Here is a 15,730-nt window from a genome sequence, read left to right as displayed (position 1 = left end):
GTTTTTTGTCCTTTCGTCAGGCGTTGATCAGCGGCGCTCGCGGCGGCCTTCGCGCTCGTCGCGCTTCTGCATCTGGACCGAGGGTCCTTCGGCATGCTCGTCGACCTTGATGGTCAGTACGCGCATAACGTCTTCGTGCAGGCGCATCAGGCGCTCCATTTCCTGAACGGCACCAGCAGGGGCGTCGGTTTTCAGGAAGGCATAGTGGCCCTTGCGGTTCTTGTTGATCTTGTAAGCCATCGTCTTGACGCCCCAGTATTCGCTGTCAACGACGTTGCCGCCATTGTCAGCCAAAACGGTGCCGAAGTGTTCGACAAGGCTCTCTGCCTGCGCGTTGGACAGGTCCTGACGCGCGATCATTACATGCTCATAAAGTGGCATGTGCACTCCTGTTTCTATCAAGGCGCATTTCAAAGGCGGGGTCATTTTGTCCTTCGCGACCCTGCCACGAGAGGCTGCGCGATTCATGTATCTTGCGAAGGATGGCCCCGTATACACGTTTACGCGCGCGGGGCAAGCCCTGCTGCTTGCGCCATTGAGAAGCCGCCCAATTTCCTTTGTGGCGCCCAATTCATGTCGCTTTTCACCCCGAGGTTGTTCATGAAGCCGGGAGAACCCCGGGGGATGGAAAAACTGACAGGGCGAGACAATGGCCGTGATGAACGCAAATACTTTCGAACAGGCGGCGCCAGCAGCAGCCTTTGAAAAATCGGTACCAGTACTGATCACCTTTGCGCCGAACTGGAAGGCTCGAATGGTTTTATCGAGGGTAATTGGCGCCTTTTTGGTCTTATCGGCGTTTTCGATGTGGCTGATGCCGGGATCAGTCATGGGCGCAGAAGTTTGGCCGATCAAGTTGGCTGCCTCACTTATGTTCCTTATCGTGGGTGTCAGCCTTCTTACCATAGAAGTCATGGACAGTCGCCCGGACGCTTATTTTGACCCGATCCGCCGCGAAGTCCGGATTTTGCAAAAGAACGAAAATGGCCGCCCCCAAACGGTTCTGCGTCGCGAATATGACTCGTTGGGTGGCGCGCGTTTCGAGGATAATCAGGTCGAACTATTTGATGTAGACGGCAGCCTATTAATGAAACTGCCGCTGGAATCGGCTGACGTCAGCCGTGCTCTCAAAGGGCAGCTGAGCCAAAACGTCACTATTTTCAGCTAAACTTCGATCTGTTCAAAAAAGAACAGAGTTTGTGAATCCTTTGGTCTTGTGTGCTGCCTTCGGGCAGCACATTTTCATTTTCGGGCATCCCCTTCGGGCTGCATCCAAACATTTGCGGAGATTGTTTATGAAATCCATCGTTTTTGCTGCTGCTCTGGCTGTTTCGGCAGGTGCGGCGTTCGCCAGCGCAGAGAGGTACGTTCTGGACCCCAGCCACAGCCAGGTCGTATTCAGCTATAACCACCTGGGTTATTCAACTACAACCGGCATGTTCTCGGGGTTTGAGGGCGAGATTATGTTTAACCAAGAAGACCCGGCCGCGTCGAGCGTCAGCGTTTCGATGCCCGTAGTCGCGATGATCACAGGTTGGAAACCTCGCGAAGACCATTTCATGACCGAGGACTTCTTTGGTGTTGCCGAGGAGGACTTGATCACGTTCAACTCCACCAACATTGAGGTGACAGGCGAGAACACTGCGAATATCACTGGCGATCTTACAATGAACGGAGTGACCAAGTCGGTTGTTTTGGATGCCAAGTTGAACCAGTTTGGCGAACATCCGATGGCCAAAAAACCTTGGGCGGGATTTGATGCGACCACCACTCTGGTGCGCAGCGAGTTCGAACTTGGCCAGTTTGCGCCATTCGTTGGTGATGAGGTTGAGGTCAAAATTTCCGTCGAGGCACAAAAAGCCGACTGAACCAAAACCTCTTACCCTTAGAAACCGCCGGGATTTCTAAGCCCAGCGGTTTTATTTTTGCTATCCCCCTGACTTTGAGGCGGTAAGTTCGACCGAGATTGTGACACCGAAAGCCAGAGAGTCTTCGGCGGGCATGGATTTCCCAATGCCAAAGTCCAGGCGGTTGACTTCTAATACACCCGAAACGGTCGCGATGCCGTCCTGCACCGCCAAGTCAAACGGCAAAGTAATGTCGATAGTTTCACCGCGGATCGTGAGGGGGCCACGTGCCTCATAACCGACGTCCGTTTTATAAATATCAGCGTCGAAATTTGCAGTTGGAAATTGAGCGCTGTCAAAAAAGTCAGAGCCCATGGCCTGATCTGTAACTGTCCCCAGGCTAAGCGAGCCTATCGCGATATTAACATCGACGGATCCAGCAAGACCTGGCTCGGGAGGGTCATCAAAAGTAATGGCAGCGGTCCAGTCCGCGAAGGTGCCAGTTACTGGGCTGCCTAGTTGTGTGATCGTGAATGACAATGTGCCTTCCTGCACATTCCAGTCGGATTGCACCTCGGTCAGTTCAGTGGTCTCAGTTCCGGCTGTTGAATGATGTGTGAATACGCCGGCATACCAACCACCTGTCAAGACCGCGGTCCAGACCGCCAAGGCCGCAAACGCTGGAGTTGCAGAATGATGCTGTGCAGGAGGCTCTGCTACATCTGATCGTCCGGGAAGCATTCGGCGCAGTGTCCCATCCCGATCAATGATGTGGTGCTTTAGCGCCCCCGCGATATGCATCAACAGAGACCCCGCCAAGATCAGAATAAATAACCAGTGCAGCCCTGCAGTGACTTCAGCCAACGTAGCCGATTTTGGAATCAAGGGCAGGTTCTGGCCAAAAGGCCATAATATGGGTGCGAAACCTTCGGCTGCTGCGTGGTGCACCCAGCCCGACAGCGGGACCAGAACCAGCGACCCATACAAAAGCCAGTGCACAGTTTCGGCAGCAAAGGCCTCGGGTTTGTTTTCGGCGTTCAAAAGACCGGGTTTCGTCTGGGTGGCTGCCCAAAGAATGCGGGCCAACGCAACAAAGAAAACGGCGATCCCAACCGTCTTGTGCAATGAAAACATGCCTGCCGCCTGGGCGATGTCCGCCTCGGTAGAGGGGATGGACGGGTCATAGATGGCCTTGGCAAGGTTGTTCGCGAACCAGCCTAATGGCAGGGCAGTGAAAATTAGAAAAGCAGTCAGCCAGTGAAATGTCTTTGTGACACTGCCATAGCTGGCGAAAGTGTTGCTTGAGGCCATAGGTCAAACGCTCCGGAACTGATAGGCTGTGCCCAACCTAGGGACCCCACGCACAGACACAACAGCAGGTTATGCACAATGACGGTGCCCTGATGCAGATCGCAGGCAATGCTTGTGCCGCGTGGCTTGTCGGTTTACACCCCGCCGAAACTTGATGTTACACATGAGGTTGCAATGACACTTGCGTTCGTTTTTCCGGGGCAGGGCGCCCAAACCATTGGAATGGGCAAGGCGTTGGCCGAAGCCTACCCTGCCGCTCAAGCGGTTTTTGACGACGTAGACGAAGCGCTGGGCGAGAAGCTGAGCAATTTGATCTGGACCGGTGAAATAGAAGAACTGACACTGACACAAAACGCGCAGCCCGCCTTAATGGCGACCTCGATTGCCGCGATGCGCGCCCTCGAGACAGAGGGCGTTTCGATTACGAAGGCATCCTTCGTTGCGGGGCATTCGCTGGGGGAGTATTCAGCGCTTGCCGCAGCTGGTGCTTTGTCGGTCGCAGATACGGCTCGTTTATTGCGTACGCGAGGTCTGGCTATGCAAAGTGCAGTTCCTGTCGGCGAAGGTGCGATGGCGGCAATTCTTGGCCTAGATCTTGATGCAGTTCGCGCCGTTGCTGAAGAGGCGGCGCAAGGCGCGATTTGTCAGGCCGCAAATGACAATGACCCGACTCAGGTTGTTGTTTCCGGATCGAAATCTGCTGTGGAGCGTGCAGCCGAAATCGCTAAGGAAAAGGGCGCCAAACGCGCGGTGATGCTTCCTGTTAGTGCCCCATTCCATTGTGCGCTGATGCAACCGGCTGCGGACGCCATGGCCGAAGCGTTAGCTGCAGTTGAGATTCAGGGACCCGTAGTTCCGCTTGTGGCCAATGTGCGCGCTGAAGCTATAACCGACCCTGACCTGATCCGGCGGTTGCTTGTGGAACAAGTCACTGGTTCAGTTCGGTGGCGTGAAAGCGTTCAATACATGGGTAAGCAGGGTGTTACCGAGACATGGGAAATCGGTGCTGGCAAGGCTTTGACGGGTATGATCCGCAAAATTGACAGAACTATCGTTGGCAAGGCCGTCGGAACTCCGGAAGATGTGCAAAAGGTCCTGCAAGCCGAAACTTAAAAAACAAAATCTAACCCATTCCGGGTGCTGGACGAGGAACAAAGAATGTTTGATTTGACTGGTAAGAATGCACTGATCACCGGAGCTTCGGGTGGGATAGGCGGCGACATCGCGCGAGCTTTGCACGGCGCAGGCGCGACGGTCGGCTTGTCCGGAACGCGGGTAGAACCGTTGAAGGCGTTGGCCGAAGAATTGGGCGAGCGCGCTCACATTTTGCCCTGTAATCTAAGCGATCCGGAAGCTGTAGATGCGTTGCCAAAACAGGCGATAGAGGCGATGGGGTCAGTTGACATACTTGTCAATAACGCGGGTATAACGCGTGACAACTTGTTTATGCGCATGTCTGACGAAGATTGGCAGAGTGTGATCGACGTTAACATGACTGCCACAATGAAGCTTTGCAAAGGCGTGATCCGAGGCATGATGAAGGCGCGATGGGGTCGTATAGTGAATATCTCTTCCATTGTCGGTGCAATCGGAAACCCGGGTCAGACCAATTATGCGGCGTCCAAGGCTGGTATGGTTGGATTCTCCAAAGCCCTTGCGCATGAGGTCGCTACACGCGGCATAACGGTAAATGCCGTTGCCCCAGGCTTCATTACAACTGCTATGACCGAGAAACTGACAGAAGATCAAAAGGCAGGTTTACTGCAGCAGGTTCCTGCCGGCCGGATGGGTGACCCTAATGAAATCGCCGCCGCTGTACTGTATCTTGCCAGCCCCGAGGCAGGCTATGTCACCGGAAGCACCTTGCATGTGAATGGTGGTATGGCCATGTTATAACTGCAACTCGCGGCCGATGCGAAAGCGTTTGCCTTGTGCGTAGTCTGTGCTATAGGCGGCGCATATGCACAGAGACCGGTCAGGTTGGCCGGTTTTCTTACTTTCCCGGGCATCCGGGACCCAAACCGCCCGGAAAGGGCAAATCAGAGCCACCCCGAGCGGGCATGGGCAGAACCGGGCACACCGCCCTGATAAGGAATGAGGAATAGACATGAGCGACGTCGCAGATCGCGTAAAAAAGATCGTTGTTGAGCACCTGGGCGTAGAAGAAGACAAGGTGGCTGAAAACGCTTCCTTCATCGACGATCTGGGTGCAGACAGCTTGGACACAGTTGAGCTGGTTATGGCCTTCGAAGAAGAGTTCGGCATCGAGATTCCCGATGACGCCGCCGAAACCATCCAAACTTTTGGCGACGCCGTCAAATTCATCACAGAAGCATCCTGATCGCATTGATCCCGATGAAAACGGCGCTTCCGGGCAACGGAGGCGCCGTTTTTTTGCGTTTATGTTCAATTCTAGCTTGCGAGAGGTAAAAGGTGTTCGCACTGTGGTGACGAGGCATAATTCGAGCGGGCAAGGGCATGATAAGATCCACCCCGATGATAAACACGGCGCGATTGACGCTGTGCGCACTGCGACCTGAGGACTTTGAACGGTACGCAGAAATATGGAGCGACCCAAACGTGGTACGCCACATTGGCGGTTCTCCGCGCAGCAGAGGTGAGGCTTGGGACTCTTTTCTGCGAAATGCTGGGCATTGGCAAATGACCGGATTCGGCCAGTGGGCCGTCGTATTGCAATCGAATCGCAAGTTAATAGGCCAGGCCGGGTTCTTTTTCGGGAATCGATCACTTGGGTCAGATTTTGACCAGTATCCCGAATCCGGATGGGTTTTGGCGCCCGAAGGTCAGGGTCAAGGTTACGGTTTCGAAGCAGCACAGGCAGCGCATGATTGGTTTGACCGAGTTATTCCAGGCCCGCTTGTTGCTTTGATCGATGCGGACAATTCAGCATCGCAAAACTTAGCGGTAAGGCTGGGATACTCGATGCTGCGCGAAGCAGAATACCGGGAAACTCCGGTTTATCTGTTTCGCAGAAATGGTCCTCCTTCAAAAGTTTGAAACGCTCGTTCAGCCACGATGACGCAAAATGCGCTTCGTTTGCCGAAACTGGGTGAAACACCGGTTTCAGCGACATGTATGCTATCCTAGGATTTCAGAGCGAATGGGCGGAGGAGCAAGCTCATGAGGATTTACCCTACGATGGAATTGCAGAACGGGCGTTGTGTTACATTAGACAAAGGGCGCCTGGACGAAGCAATGATCTGGCATGTAAACCCGGTTGAAACGGCCCGTAGATGGGCCGCCACGGGCGCTGAATGGATGCACCTGACTGATTTTGATGCGGTTGAAGGTCGCGATACTAACTCAGGTTTGGTGGAAGAAATAATTCGCAGCGCGGAAATCCCCGTTCAACTGGCCGGTGGAATGCGAACCCGCGAGAATGTCGAGTACTGGATCGACAAGGGCGCAGGCCGGGTCGTAATCGGCACAATGGCGGCCAGGGACCCCAATCTCGTCAAGGAACTTGCTAAGCTTCACCCTGATCAGATCGTCTTGGCGGTGGATGTCTGGCGCGGATACGTTATGACCGAAGGGTGGCGCACGCAGAGCGCGTTTACCCCCGAAGCATTCATTGACGCCTTCGCAGACACGCCTTTCGCCAGCATATTGGTCACGGACATCGATAGTGACATGGAAGACGTAGAGGCGCAGCTTGGTTTGATTTCAGGTCTGGCGCAGCACTCCCGAACGCCAGTGGTGGCCAGCGGTGTTGTTCGCAAGGTCGATGACATTTCCAGGTTGGCGTACATCCACAACATTGCCGGAGCTTTGGTAGGGCGCGCATTGTTCCGTAAGGCGGTCGATCTGGAGGAGGCTTTGAATGTGGCAACTGCTGCGCACGAACCCGTCGCACAGTTCCAGTAGGTGAATTCGTTAACCTTTTGCCTGCCCCTTTTCACGAAAACAAAGGGGCGGGTTTTATTTTGGCGATTTCATCCGATAACTTGGATCGTTTATCAAATGGTCAATGTATCTTGGCGCGGAATTTGCCGTTCCTCTTGCCCCCGGGGGGCGGAGCGGGGTATGGACGTTTCGCATAACAGGAAGCAGGCAAGAGGCACTTCATGCGCAGAGTCGTTGTTACCGGGCTAGGATTGGTCACTCCTTTGGCCAGCGGAGTCGAGGAAAGCTGGTCGCGGCTTTTGGACGGAGAATCCGGCGCTGGACCTATTACCTTGTTCGATGCCGAGGCAAGCGGGGTTTCCACGACTTATGCTTGTGAAGTTCCACGTGGAGACGGAACGAACGGAACATTCAACCCTGATGATTGGATGCCACCGAAAGAGCAGCGCAAGATTGAGGATTTTATACTTTATTCAATCGCTGCCGCTGAAATGGCTTGTAAAGATGCCAACTGGACGCCCGAGGATGAAGAGGACCGCTTGCGCACTGGGGTGCTGATCGGGTCAGGTATCGGTGGCTTGGGATCGATTGCCGAAACAGCCAACTTGATCAGGGATAAAGGACCACGCCGAGTATCGCCGTTCTTTATTCCCGGAGCACTGATCAACCTGGCGTCTGGGCAGGTTTCAATCCGCTTCGGTTTCAAGGGCCCGAACCATTCGGTTGTGACGGCATGTTCAACAGGCGCGCACGCAATTGGTGACGCCAGCCGTATTATCCGATCAGGCGATGCCGATGTTATGATTGCTGGCGGTGGCGAAGGCTGTATTTGCGAAATCGGTATCGCTGGTTTCAACGCGTGCAAGGCCCTTTCTACCAAGTACGCCGATAATCCCAAGGCAGCCAGCCGACCATATGACGTCGACCGCGACGGGTTTGTTATGGGGGAAGGTGCAGGTATCGTCGTGCTGGAGGAGTACGACCATGCAATAGCGCGAGGCGCAAAGATTTATGCCGAAGTTCTTGGCTATGGCATGTCTGGAGACGCCTATCACATTACTGCCCCTTCCGAAGATGGTGACGGAGCAGAACGCTCAATGAAAGCCGCATTGCGTAGCGCTGGGCTAGAGCCAAAAGATCTTGATTACATCAATGCTCATGGAACTTCGACCATGGCGGATACAATTGAACTGGGCGCTGTAGAGCGGCTGTTGGGGGACCACGCAAGCAATGCGACTATGACGTCGACCAAGTCCGCGACAGGTCACTTACTGGGCGCTGCTGGCGCTATTGAGGCAATTTTCTCGATTCTTGCTATTCGAGACCAGGTGGCGCCTCCGACGATAAATCTGGATAATCCTGCAGTGGAAACACCCATCGATCTGGCGCCAAATGCCAAGCGGGAACGAGAAATCAACGTGGCTTTATCTAACTCGTTCGGTTTTGGCGGCACCAACGCAAGTGTGATCTTCGGAAAGGTCAGCTAAATGTGGCGAGGTCTTGCGTCAAACATGCTGACCATTCTGGTGGTTGGCATGTTTCTAATTGGTGGCGTGATATTGTGGGGCCAGTCGCAATACAGAGCGGATGGGCCGTTGGAAACGGCAATTTGCCTGCAGGTGAAAAGCGGTTCGAATATGACACGGGTTAGCCGCGAACTTGAAGATCAAGGCGCGATCAGCAACGCAACGATCTTTCGCATGGGAGCGGATTATTCTGACAAGTCGCAGCAGTTGAAAGCCGGGAGTTTTCTGGTTCGGGAAGGCTCATCCATGGAACAGATCGTGGAGGACATCACAAAAAGCGGTGCCAGTACATGCGGGACAGAGATCGAATACCGTATAGGTGTGACCAGAACGCAGACGCGAGTCCGTGAACTGGACCCGGCTACGTTGGACTTTGTTGAAATCGCAATGTTCGAGACAGACGTAGATGAAACGCCGGATATTTACGGAGAAAAACGCAACGACGCGGATACTCGGTATCGTATTTCGTTGGCGGAAGGGGTTACCAGTTGGCAAGTCGTTGAGGCGTTGAAGTCGGCCGATTTCCTTGGTGGTGAGGTCGCGGAGATTCCGGCAGAAGGAATGTTGGCGCCTGATAGCTATGAAGTGACGTCAGGAACAGACCGAAATGAAGTATTAAGCGATATGCAGGCCAAGCAGCAATTGAGGATCAACGCCGCTTGGGAGAGACGGCAGGACGGTTTGCCTTTGAGCAATCCAGAAGAAATGCTGATCCTTGCTTCTATCATCGAAAAGGAAACTGGTGTGCCAGAGGAGCGCGGTCAGGTGGCCAGCGTTTTTGTGAACCGATTGAATCAGGGTATGAAGTTGCAAACGGATCCGACGGTTATTTACGGCGTAACTAAGGGTCGCGGCGTTCTGGGCCGTGGTTTGCGCCGCAGCGAACTGAATCGACCAACCCCTTGGAATACTTACCAGATCGATGGATTGCCACCGACTCCGATTGCCAACCCAGGACTCGCTAGTCTTGAGGCGGCTGTAGCGCCGGACGATACGGATTTTGTGTTCTTCGTGGCTGACGGAACAGGCGGCCACGCGTTTGCTGAAACGCTTCAGGAGCACAACCGTAATGTCGCGAAGTGGCGTGAGATAGAAGCGGAGCAAAACAACTCCAACAACTAAACTTTGTTTCGGCAAATGCCGGCGCAAGGATCTTATTGTTTCCTGTCGCTGTCATAGCGACAGGAAACAATATTTTTAATGTCCGGTGACGTCAGGCAGCCTTTCTGCGTCTTGGACGGCGTCTTTTTTGCGCCGCCGGTTTAGCACCGCCTAAGTTCTGATTGCTGCTTGGACCGCGGCGACCTTTGCCTCGGTGTCGCGCCTGTTTTGTTTTTTCTACTGCTTCCGGCATCGAGCCGCTTGCAACTGGTATTTCGGCTTTCATCAACTTTTGAATTTGCCGAAGTTGATCAACTTCGTCCGTGGTGCAGAATGAGATAGCCTCTCCTTCGCGCCCTGCGCGTGCTGTACGGCCGATGCGATGGACGTAATTGTCTGGTACCGTGGGCAGGTCGTAGTTGATTACGTAGGCTACGCCGGGAATATCGATACCACGCGCGGCGACATCGGTTGCAACCAAAACGTTGATTTCGCCTTGTCGGAATGCCTTGATCGCACGATCACGTTGACCCTGAGTTTTGTTGCCGTGAATTGAGGCAGCATTGAACCCGTCTGACACCAGTCCTTTCATCAGTTTTTCGGCGCCGTGTTTTGTGCGTGAAAACACTAGCGTCAGAGCGCCAGCGTCCTGGGACAAAATTTCGCGCAATTTGGCAGGCTTTTCGGAACGAGCCACAAAGTGTACGGACTGCGTGATCTTGTCTGCGGCTTTACCAGGAGGGGAAACTTGCACGCGTTTGGGATTGCTGAGATAGGCCCGGCTCAGTTCTTCCATTTGTTTTGGCATTGTCGCGGAAAACAGCATCGTTTGCCGTGGTGTGCCAAGTTCTGGCGCGATGCGGCGCAAAGCGTGAATAAAGCCCATGTCCAGCATCTGATCAGCTTCGTCCAATACCAGATGTTTGACCGAGCTAAGATCGACTGCGCCACGATCCATAAGGTCAATTAGTCGGCCCGGAGTGGCCACCAGAATGTCTGTGCCGCGCGCAAGAAACATGACTTGTTTGTTGATGGACTGGCCGCCAACCACGGTTGCGACCCGAATTTTTGTCTTATGCGTCAAGGCGCGTAAACTGTCGGCGATCTGATTGACCAATTCGCGCGTGGGGGCAAGGACCAGCGACTTGGTCGTCTTGGGCGCCGGCTTGCCGGGTTGCGCTAGAAGGTGGTCAATCAACGGCAGGCCAAATGCCAGCGTTTTTCCGGTACCGGTCTGTGCCAATCCTAAGATATCTTGGCCATCCAACGCCAATGGAATTGCCTGATTTTGGATCGGTGTGGGCTGGATGAGTTTTGCGCGTTTTAGTGCTTGGTTCAGTTCTGGCGCAAGCCCGAGCATGTCGAAATCGAACAAGTAATATTCCTTCATTTTCTGCGGGATTGTCCCACAGACGAGTTATTGCAGAGCACGCAGTATGCGTGGTCAGCAGGGGTTGTGCGCGACCTCGGGAAGAACGGAAATACCCCGCCACATGTGGCCGTCGCTTCAAGAACCCTGCGTGATGGGGAACTGGAGGTTATAGGGCGCTGCAGGACCAGCTCAATTGGCCCTTTGTTGCTCACGCGTTAGCGCTGTTTTGCGAGGCCAATGCGTGTTGAGGAAGAGAATGTCAAGACCGAGCTCGGTGGAATGGACTTCTTGTCTATGGTCAGTATCATTTTCGGAATAATATTGTATCGCGAGTGTTACACTGACGCGAATTGGCTTTAATGGTTACGCTTGGTCGCAACAATTTTCCTGTGATGTTAACGATTTGTTAAAAACTTTTTTTTCAATGCTGTTGGTTCCGAGTTGCATTCCAAAAGTAATTGGGCACGAGTGCAATCCATCAAAGTAACGACCTAAGAAATTGGACCGGTAATGACCCAGGGAATCACGCAAAATCACGACATTCGAACAGCCAGCATAGCACTGGTGTGTGGAGGAATGCTGTGGGGTCTTTATTGGATTCCAGTCCGATTTTTTTTGGAAATGGGTCTGGATGGCGCCTGGCCGGGGATCGCGATGTATACAACTGCGCTTGTCGTTTTGATCCCGATTTTGTGGAGAAGTCGACAGGCTTTGGCTCAAGAATGGCGCGGCCTAGTTTTCAGTGGTGTATTCACAGGGGCAGCATTCAGTCTGTATTCGATCAGCTTGGCCTACACAGAAGTCGCCCGATCGATCCTGCTTTTCTATTTGACGCCAATTTGGGGCACTGTCTTAGGATTTGTGTTCTTAGGCGAGAGATTGGGTCCCCTCCGGTTACTTAGCCTATTGTGCGGGGTTTGCGGGCTTTTTGTAGTTCTAGGCGGTGAACAATCGATTCCTTGGCCGCGCAATGTGGGCGACTGGTTAGCGCTGATTTCTGGCATGACATGGGCCGTTGGGACGCTCGGACTATACCGAACCAAGTCGGTGCCGGTTGGGGGGCAAATTTTCGCTTTTCTATTCGGCGCACTGATCCTGTCAATTGTTAGCTTATTCCTTGGGGCCGGGGCTTTGAGGTTGAATGGCGGCAACGGCGTCTTAATGGACGTTTTGCCATTCGCTGCCCTTTCCGTTCTTTATACTCTTCCGATGATTTATCTTACGATTTGGCCTTCTACAAAGCTCACTCCAGCGCGAGTCGGCCTGTTGTTGATGAGCGAGGTTGTGGTTGGACTAATGTCTGCTGCATTGCTGTCCGGAGAACCGTTCGGCATGCGAGAGTTCTTTGGCGCTGCACTTATCGTAAGCGCGGCGTTTTTGGAGATTGCGCGAGGATAGATTTAGTTTCAACAGAGCCTGCTGAAATGAATTTTTCTATGATGTTGCGCTTGATAGGTTCGATGGGCGTTGCGATCATGTTGCGTAACATATTGACTTCACGCGCTTTACAATTTTAAATTGTGCCATGCTAGAAGAAGTGTGAAGCGGCCCTGGGGCGACCTGGAGGCCGCTTTCGTTTCTCTCGTGCGGAGATCACTCACGCATGAGGTCACAGGCAAATATGACTTTGATAACCCCGGAAGAGCGGATTTCGCAGACTGCAGATCTTTTGCAGTCGCTCGAGAGGTCCATTCGCAATCTGCGCCAAGCAGCGGAAGAACTGCGCAGGCGGATTGGAGCCGGGGAGGATGCAGATTTTGCTGGTTCAGCGAAACAACTCGGTCAGCTAGAGGGGCTGATCCGAAGTTGCCAGAAAGTGGAGATAAGCTTTGTCGAACAACACCACAGGCAAGCCGGAATTGCCCAAGGAGGTTACGCGCTCGACCTTGAACGGGCGCGATCTGAGATTGGGTGCAGGCTGGCTCGCCTCCGCGCCTGCTGCGGTGCAGGACAGATTTCTAAGTGAGATTGGGGAGGGGGGGCTGTGCGCCCTCCCTTTTCTGTTCGAGTTTTGGGCAATGCCACATCAGCTGCCACCAGAAGGCGATTGGCGGTCATGGGTGATTATGGGCGGACGCGGTGCAGGTAAGACGCGAGCAGGTGCCGAATGGGTGCGCTCGATGGTCGAGGGTGCAAAGCCGATGGATTGCGGCGAAGCCAGACGGGTTGCGCTGGTCGGCGAAACTTTCGATCAGGTTCGCGATGTGATGATCTTTGGCGAAAGCGGGATTTTGCGGTGTTCACCGCCAGATCGCCGCCCAATGTGGAAAGCTACCGAGCGAAAACTAATCTGGCCGAATGGAGCAGAAGCACAGGTGTTTTCTGCGTATGACCCGGAAGGTTTGCGAGGGCCACAATTCGATGCGGCTTGGGTGGATGAGCTGGCGAAATGGAAGAAGGCAGGTGAAACTTGGGATATGTTACAGTTCGCCTTACGGCTGGGCGAGCGACCGCGCGTCTGCGTAACGACGACACCGAAGAATGTTAAAGTTTTGAAGGATCTTTTGGCGTCACCGTCGACGGTACAAACGCATGCAAAGACCGAGGCGAACCGCGCTAACCTGGCCGGATCGTTTTTAGAGGAAGTGAGGTCACGATACGCGGGTACGCGGTTAGGACGCCAGGAATTGGACGGCGTTTTGCTGTCAGATGCCGAAGGCGCGCTATGGACAGTGTCGATGCTGGACTCAACGCGAACTGACTATGTGCCCAATTTGGACCGCATCGTGGTCGCTCTGGATCCAGCAGTTACGGCGGGTTCAGATGCGGATGCTTGCGGAATCGTAGTGGTAGGTGCCCAGATGGAAGGATCGCCGGAAGATTGGCGAGCATTCGTACTGGCGGACAGAACAGTGAAAGGGCTTGGCCCAGCGGGATGGGCGCAGGCGGCGATTGACGCGATGGATGAATTCGGGGCTGAACGGTTGGTGGCCGAGATCAATCAAGGCGGAGATTTGGTTGAAGAGGTCGTTCGGCAAGTAGATCCTCTGGTCCCGTTCCGAGCAGTGCGGGCATCTCGCGGCAAGATCGCGAGGTCAGAACCCGTAGCGGCGTTGTATGAGCAAGGGCGGGTTGCTCACGCGACGGGGCTGTTGTGTCCGAAATCTGCCGTCGAGCTGGTGTCAGCGACATAGACGTGTCCGGGCTGCATGGGGTTGTGCGTGGTTACGCGATTGAGGATGTACTGGATGGCCGCCAAGCTCTGCAGCCGCTGATGATGCGATACGGGTTCGACGCTATTGAGCGCGACGGTAAGCTGGTGTTCCGGATGCGTAGTGGTCTTAAGGCCTTTGACGTAAACCCAGACGGATTTGCGATCAACTCTGATGTCGAAGGCACTGTTGAGTATCGGCGTGAAGCCGAGGCAGAGATGGCCGGACGGGTCCGACTACGCTTTGTTCAATCCGACGCAGATCACGATATCGTTGCCGAAGAAGCGGTGCTGCCGGATGATCGTACTCATGCAGTTGCAGTGAACGAAATGGCTCTGTCAATGACCCGGGGCGAGGGACGTCAAACTGTCGAACGGTGGCTCAGCGAGTCTCGGATGTCGCGCGAAACCGCGCGCTTCGCCTTGCCGCCGTCTCAGCTGAATCTTGGCGCTGGTGACGTTGTTCGCTTGAAAGGCATGGATCAGCAGGACTTCCCGAGTTTTCGTATTGACCGGATTGAACAGGCTGAAATGCAGCTGGTCGACGCGGTTCGGATTGAACCCGACGTTTATGCCCCCGCCGAGATCACTGACGATGGCGTCAACGCCAGACCTTTTATCGCGCCGACACCCGTTTTACCGGTACTTATGGATCTACCGCTCATTACAGGGGCAGAGGCCGCACATGCGCCCTATCTTGCTTTGTCGGCAGACCCGTGGGCGGGCAATGTAGCTATTTATGTCGCTGCGCAGGACGAAGATTATGCCCTGCGACAAGTTATTTCGGATCAGGCGGTAATAGGTTTCACAGAGTCACCGCTTTGGCGGGCCAGCTCCGGAATTTGGGATGAAGGCAGGCCACTTCGGGTCAACTTGATCGACGGCTTTCTGGAATCACGACCGCGAGAAGCTTTGCTGAACGGTGCCAACTTGGCTGCCATTGGTGACGGCACTCCCGATAATTGGGAAGTAATCCAGTTCTCTGACGCAACATTGGAAGAAGGCGGAATATTTAACCTTTCAGGTCGGTTGCGCGGCCAATTGGGAACAGATTCAGCTATGCCTGAAGTTTGGCCTGAGGGCTCTGTTTTCGTTTTGCTCGATGATCGTATCAGCCAACTCAACTTGCTCCGCAATGAACGACGCGTTTCAAAACATTATCGGATCGGTCCCGCATCGCGTGGGTATGAGGATCCAGCTTTTGTTCACCAGGTCGAAGCATTTGACGGCAACGGTTTGCGCCCATATGCGCCGGCTCATCTAAAAGTCGTGTCAAAGACCGACGCTGACAGCTTTTCGTGGGTGCGCCGCACGCGGGTGGATGGAGATGACTGGGGCGGCTTGGATGTTCCATTGGGTGAAGAGACCGAAGCTTATTTGGTTCGAGTTCGCTCAAACGGGGTACTATTGCGCGACGAGACGACCGCGACTCCAATTTGGTCTTACTCGGAAACAGCGAAGGCTGCAGATGGTGTAAGCGGGACTTACGTTGTCGAAGTTGCTCAAGTTTCAGCGATCTTTGGCCCAGGCCTTTTCGCATCTTGCACTGCAAGTTAGT

16 protein-coding genes are annotated in these 15,730 nt (G+C 54.0%); 13 read left to right on the top strand and 3 right to left on the bottom strand.

The genetic code is table 11. The annotated features are described in order from the left end of the window. Positions 1–27 precede the first annotated feature (27 nt). On the bottom strand, positions 28–381 hold the full coding sequence (gene rpsF / locus AC2FNE_RS05445) for a 30S ribosomal protein S6 (RefSeq protein ID WP_170382745.1): 354 nt from the start codon (positions 379–381) through the stop codon (positions 28–30). A gap of 268 nt (positions 382–649) precedes the next feature. Between rpsF and AC2FNE_RS05440 the strand changes: the two genes are divergently transcribed. Together AC2FNE_RS05440 and AC2FNE_RS05435 are read left to right on the top strand one after the other, a co-directional pair. Continuing rightward, the gene (locus AC2FNE_RS05440) at positions 650–1,168 is read left to right on the top strand and encodes a hypothetical protein (RefSeq protein ID WP_496804920.1); all 519 of its coding nucleotides are present in this window, start codon (positions 650–652) and stop codon (positions 1,166–1,168) included. Between the two features lie 127 nt (positions 1,169–1,295). Continuing rightward, positions 1,296–1,868 carry a YceI family protein gene (locus tag AC2FNE_RS05435; RefSeq protein ID WP_496804919.1) on the top strand — a complete coding sequence of 191 codons (573 nt, stop codon included), beginning with the start codon at positions 1,296–1,298 and terminating at the stop codon, positions 1,866–1,868. A gap of 60 nt (positions 1,869–1,928) precedes the next feature. Here AC2FNE_RS05435 and AC2FNE_RS05430 read toward each other — a convergent pair whose 3' ends face one another. After that, a complete protein-coding gene (locus AC2FNE_RS05430) occupies positions 1,929–3,158 on the bottom strand; it encodes a cytochrome b/b6 domain-containing protein (protein ID WP_170605204.1) in 1,230 nt (409 codons plus the stop codon). A gap of 174 nt (positions 3,159–3,332) precedes the next feature. Between AC2FNE_RS05430 and fabD the strand changes: the two genes are divergently transcribed. From fabD to mltG, 7 genes are all read left to right on the top strand, one after another. Continuing rightward, entirely contained in the window at positions 3,333–4,271 is a 939-nt protein-coding gene (gene fabD, locus AC2FNE_RS05425; protein WP_170605205.1) for an ACP S-malonyltransferase, read from the top strand. A gap of 45 nt (positions 4,272–4,316) precedes the next feature. Continuing rightward, positions 4,317–5,054: a 3-oxoacyl-[acyl-carrier-protein] reductase gene (gene fabG, locus AC2FNE_RS05420; RefSeq protein WP_170472745.1), complete on the top strand. Its 738-nt coding sequence runs from the start codon at positions 4,317–4,319 to the stop codon at positions 5,052–5,054. Positions 5,055–5,265: 211 nt separating this feature from the next. Continuing rightward, entirely contained in the window at positions 5,266–5,499 is a 234-nt protein-coding gene (locus AC2FNE_RS05415) for an acyl carrier protein (protein WP_039529899.1), read from the top strand. Between the two features lie 137 nt (positions 5,500–5,636). Beyond that, positions 5,637–6,176 (top strand): GNAT family N-acetyltransferase, encoded by a 540-nt coding sequence (locus tag AC2FNE_RS05410; protein WP_170472742.1) that lies wholly within the window; start codon positions 5,637–5,639, stop codon positions 6,174–6,176. A 123-nt stretch (positions 6,177–6,299) separates the two neighbouring features. Beyond that, entirely contained in the window at positions 6,300–7,043 is a 744-nt protein-coding gene (locus AC2FNE_RS05405; RefSeq protein WP_496804918.1) for a 1-(5-phosphoribosyl)-5-[(5-phosphoribosylamino)methylideneamino]imidazole-4-carboxamide isomerase, read from the top strand. Positions 7,044–7,243: 200 nt separating this feature from the next. Beyond that, positions 7,244–8,509, top strand: a complete 1,266-nt coding sequence (gene fabF / locus AC2FNE_RS05400) for a beta-ketoacyl-ACP synthase II (RefSeq protein ID WP_170472736.1) — start codon at positions 7,244–7,246, stop codon at positions 8,507–8,509. After that, positions 8,510–9,670, top strand: coding sequence for an endolytic transglycosylase MltG (mltG, locus tag AC2FNE_RS05395; RefSeq protein ID WP_170472733.1), 1,161 nt, complete (start codon positions 8,510–8,512; stop codon positions 9,668–9,670). A 91-nt stretch (positions 9,671–9,761) separates the two neighbouring features. On the opposite strand, the gene AC2FNE_RS05390 is transcribed toward mltG, so the two are convergent. Then, entirely contained in the window at positions 9,762–11,024 is a 1,263-nt protein-coding gene (locus tag AC2FNE_RS05390) for a DEAD/DEAH box helicase (protein ID WP_170605330.1), read from the bottom strand. Positions 11,025–11,531: 507 nt separating this feature from the next. Here AC2FNE_RS05390 and AC2FNE_RS05385 point away from each other — a divergent pair. The 4 genes from AC2FNE_RS05385 (at position 11,532) to AC2FNE_RS05370 (ending at position 15,729) form a co-directional block, all read left to right on the top strand. Next, on the top strand, positions 11,532–12,419 hold the full coding sequence (locus AC2FNE_RS05385; protein ID WP_496804917.1) for a DMT family transporter: 888 nt from the start codon (positions 11,532–11,534) through the stop codon (positions 12,417–12,419). 205 nt (positions 12,420–12,624) lie between these two features. Further along, positions 12,625–12,987, top strand: coding sequence for a hypothetical protein (locus AC2FNE_RS05380; RefSeq protein ID WP_254442495.1), 363 nt, complete (start codon positions 12,625–12,627; stop codon positions 12,985–12,987). A gap of 52 nt (positions 12,988–13,039) precedes the next feature. Next, on the top strand, positions 13,040–14,155 hold the full coding sequence (locus AC2FNE_RS05375) for a DNA-packaging protein (RefSeq protein WP_496804916.1): 1,116 nt from the start codon (positions 13,040–13,042) through the stop codon (positions 14,153–14,155). Continuing rightward, positions 14,116–15,729, top strand: coding sequence for a phage tail protein (locus AC2FNE_RS05370; RefSeq protein WP_496804915.1), 1,614 nt, complete (start codon positions 14,116–14,118; stop codon positions 15,727–15,729). The genes AC2FNE_RS05375 and AC2FNE_RS05370 overlap by 40 nt, the downstream gene beginning before the upstream one ends. The last annotated feature ends 1 nt before the right edge of the window (position 15,730 follow it).

The organism is Ruegeria sp. YKSD179 (genome assembly GCF_059612885.1).
The sequence above is the reverse complement of the archived record's forward strand: the minus strand, read 5'-3'. Positions and strand labels throughout refer to the sequence as shown.

What these genes read in the sequence shown, in the direction of transcription:
- rpsF (WP_170382745.1), bottom strand. Translation starts at nt 381, where the DNA reads ATGCCACTTTATGAGCATGTAATGATCGCGCGTCAGGACCTGTCCAAC.
- AC2FNE_RS05440 (WP_496804920.1), top strand. Translation starts at nt 650, where the DNA reads ATGGCCGTGATGAACGCAAATACTTTCGAACAGGCGGCGCCAGCAGCA.
- AC2FNE_RS05435 (WP_496804919.1), top strand. Translation starts at nt 1,296, where the DNA reads ATGAAATCCATCGTTTTTGCTGCTGCTCTGGCTGTTTCGGCAGGTGCG.
- AC2FNE_RS05430 (WP_170605204.1), bottom strand. Translation starts at nt 3,158, where the DNA reads ATGGCCTCAAGCAACACTTTCGCCAGCTATGGCAGTGTCACAAAGACA.
- fabD (WP_170605205.1), top strand. Translation starts at nt 3,333, where the DNA reads ATGACACTTGCGTTCGTTTTTCCGGGGCAGGGCGCCCAAACCATTGGA.
- fabG (WP_170472745.1), top strand. Translation starts at nt 4,317, where the DNA reads ATGTTTGATTTGACTGGTAAGAATGCACTGATCACCGGAGCTTCGGGT.
- AC2FNE_RS05415 (WP_039529899.1), top strand. Translation starts at nt 5,266, where the DNA reads ATGAGCGACGTCGCAGATCGCGTAAAAAAGATCGTTGTTGAGCACCTG.
- AC2FNE_RS05410 (WP_170472742.1), top strand. Translation starts at nt 5,637, where the DNA reads ATGATAAGATCCACCCCGATGATAAACACGGCGCGATTGACGCTGTGC.
- AC2FNE_RS05405 (WP_496804918.1), top strand. Translation starts at nt 6,300, where the DNA reads ATGAGGATTTACCCTACGATGGAATTGCAGAACGGGCGTTGTGTTACA.
- fabF (WP_170472736.1), top strand. Translation starts at nt 7,244, where the DNA reads ATGCGCAGAGTCGTTGTTACCGGGCTAGGATTGGTCACTCCTTTGGCC.
- mltG (WP_170472733.1), top strand. Translation starts at nt 8,510, where the DNA reads ATGTGGCGAGGTCTTGCGTCAAACATGCTGACCATTCTGGTGGTTGGC.
- AC2FNE_RS05385 (WP_496804917.1), top strand. Translation starts at nt 11,532, where the DNA reads ATGACCCAGGGAATCACGCAAAATCACGACATTCGAACAGCCAGCATA.
- AC2FNE_RS05380 (WP_254442495.1), top strand. Translation starts at nt 12,625, where the DNA reads ATGAGGTCACAGGCAAATATGACTTTGATAACCCCGGAAGAGCGGATT.
- AC2FNE_RS05375 (WP_496804916.1), top strand. Translation starts at nt 13,040, where the DNA reads ATGCCACATCAGCTGCCACCAGAAGGCGATTGGCGGTCATGGGTGATT.